This is a genomic window from Okeania sp., assembly GCF_983059655.1.
This window is the reverse complement of the sequence record NZ_CEZPJD010000922.1, coordinates 1-2884: the sequence shown is the minus strand read 5'-3', so window position 1 is coordinate 2884 and position 2884 is coordinate 1. Positions and strand designations below refer to the sequence as shown.

General features: G+C 33.6%; 2 protein-coding genes. Both read left to right on the top strand.

Going from position 1 to position 2884, the window contains the following annotated elements; all coding sequences use genetic code 11:
• Positions 1-325 precede the first annotated feature (325 nt).
• Entirely contained in the window at positions 326-1684 is a 1359-nt protein-coding gene (locus AC3DU7_RS30220) for a CHAT domain-containing protein (protein ID WP_488042933.1), read from the top strand.
• A 616-nt stretch (positions 1685-2300) separates the two neighbouring features.
• Positions 2301-2884, top strand: a 584-nt coding sequence (locus tag AC3DU7_RS30215; protein WP_488042932.1) for a Rossmann-fold NAD(P)-binding domain-containing protein, incomplete at its 3' end; no start/stop codon positions are given.

The following is a 2884-nucleotide window of genomic DNA, read 5'->3' as shown; positions in this document are numbered from 1 at the left end:
CCCTACTCGGCATTGCATAATTGTGGGATGATTTGATAAGAGAGGATCGACTATCATCCCCCTGTCTCCGTGTCTCCGTGTCCCCGTGTCGGTCTCAATCATCCCAGTATTCAGCAACGCCCCCTACCCCCTACTCCCTACTCCCTACTTCCTAAAACCAAGGAATTTTGTACCTCACGCTTTTTGGGAATTGCTATATTATTTTCCAAGGGTAGACAAATACCTTAAACCTAGTTTTAAATGTTCAATTAATCACACCAAGTATTATATGTTCCGAAAATTATTCTCTCCTAAGAGCAAATATAAAGCCAGTCTAACAATTTTTTTGTCGATTCTTTCCCTAATTATTATACTTAGTTTTAATTCAGAAAAAATCCTTTCTGAAGAAACAAATGTAAATCTGCCAGACCGATACAATATCAGTTCTAATCTGACTATATCAGAAAAAGTCATGAAAATGGAGCAAAGGCTAGAAAGAGAATTTGAAGATTATTTTGAACGAGAAATTTCAGAAGTTTCAAAAGCGGGTGATGACATTGCTCAAAAATTGTTAGAAATTAGCAAAAAAAGTAATATAAGACCTGCAGTCTTTTGGGCAATTCCTGAATCTGAACATTTACATTTAGTTTTGATTTCTCCTGGAAAAAAACCTCTAGTTCAAGATATTGACTCCCTCAAACGTGAAAGCCTTATTCGTAAAGTCAAATTATTTAATAATGAAATTACCAATCCTCAGATGCTGTTCACAAATTCTTACTTAAGTCTGGCTCAAGAACTTTATCAATCAATAATTAAACCCTTTGAAGCAAATCTCCAAGAAGAAAAAATAGACACAATATTGTTTTGTTTAGGAACAGGTTTGCGTACTCTACCAATAGCAGCATTACATGATGGAAAACAATTTTTAGTAGAGAAATATAGCCTAGCAATTATTCCTGCATTTAATTTAATTGATTCCAATTATACTCCCATTCAAAAAGCCAGAGTTTTGGCAATGGGTGCTTCAGAATTTATTACCCAAAATCCTTTACCTGCTGTTCCAATTGAACTATCAACAATTGTTAATAGAAACCTCAGAGAAAATATCTCACCTAAAAATCTTTCTAGAGGTTGGCCTGGAAAATTATTTCTTAATCAGGACTTCACCTTAAAAAACTTAAAAAATCAACTTTATTCTCAATCTTTTAATATTATTCACTTAGCAACTCACGCGGAATTTCGACCAGGAAAACCCGAACAGTCTTATATTCAACTTTGGGATACTCAACTCCATTTAGACGAAATTCAAGAGATTAATTGGAGCAATCCTCCGGCTGAATTATTAGTTTTAAGTGCTTGTAAAACAGCCGTTGGAGATCGAGATGTGGAGTTAGGTTTTGCAGGATTAGCTTTACAAGCAGGAGTTCAATCTGCACTAGCAAGTTTGTGGTACGTTAATGATATTGGTACTTTGGCTTTAATGAGTGAATTTTATGAACAGTTAAAAACAGCACCAACTAAGGCAGAAACAATCAGACAAACTCAAATTAAAATGATTCAAGGAGATGTGTATTTAACTAGGGAAAAATTGAAATTTTCTAGAGGAGAAATTTCTTTGCCTCAGAGTTTACAAGTATTGGGAGAAACAGATTTTTCTCATCCTTTCTATTGGTCAGGATTTACTCTTATTAGTAGTCCTTGGTAATTTCAGTTATCAGTTATCAGTATTTTTCAATCCTCTCTCTTTTAGGGAGAGGTAATTATCCATTAATGAAAGCACTTCCTGCTACCCGTGAGGTACTTATGTTTATTATTTTAGGGAACAAGGAACAGGGAATAGACAAAAAATTTCCCAATCTTTAATTGTACCTCATTACCACGAAATCTAATTTAAGTAGACTAAAAAATGATTTTAGGTTAGGGAGTATGGTCATTTCAGTTTAGATTAGACATCTCCAATAATAAAAAATAAAATCAACTATCCCACATAAATTATTAATTCTTTCCCCTAATAGGAAATAGAAAAGAAGAAAAACAACTGTACCTCAGTAACTTGAGAAAAACGTAAGCATTTCCTGCGGAATGCTGCCCAAACAGCTATTAGCTGTCATGAGAGAGTTTTAATAAAAATAGACTTTAAACCCAGCTTTTATAGTTAAGTATAAATTCTGCTCAATTTAGTAAAGCTTTTATCTAAAACTAGAAGCAATAGCTGATTGCTGATTGCTGACAGCTGAATGCTTACAGAAAAACTATATAAAAATTGTCACAAGCAATTTAGGATTACTATATAATTGATAACCTGACATTAGCGATAAATTATGGATAGTTTAAAAGGACGAAATTTATTAAGTTTAGCAGATTTGAGTTCTGATGAATTAAAAGAACTTTTACAACTGGCAGCCAAACTTAAATCAGGTAAAATAAATCTCAAATGTAATAAAGTCTTGGGGTTATTATTTTCTAAAGCTTCGACACGAACTAGGGTAAGTTTTACCGTGGCAATGTATCAATTGGGAGGTCAAGTTATTGATTTAAATCCTAATGTTACTCAAGTTAGTCGTGGAGAACCTTTGGTTGATACTGCTAGAGTTTTAGGCCGATATTTGGATATTTTAGCTATTAGGACTTTTGAGCAAAAAGATTTAGAAACTTTTGCAAGTTATACTCAAATTCCTGTCATTAATGCTCTGACAGATAGGGAACATCCTTGTCAGGTAATGGCTGATTTATTGACTATTCAAGAATGTTTTGGCAAACTAGATGGATTAACTTTAAGCTATTTTGGTGATGGTAATAATATGGCAAATTCTTTACTGTTAGGTTGTGCAATGGTAGGGATGAATGTCAGGATAGCAACTCCACCAAATTATTTACCAAATGTGGAAATTGTGGAGCAAGCAAA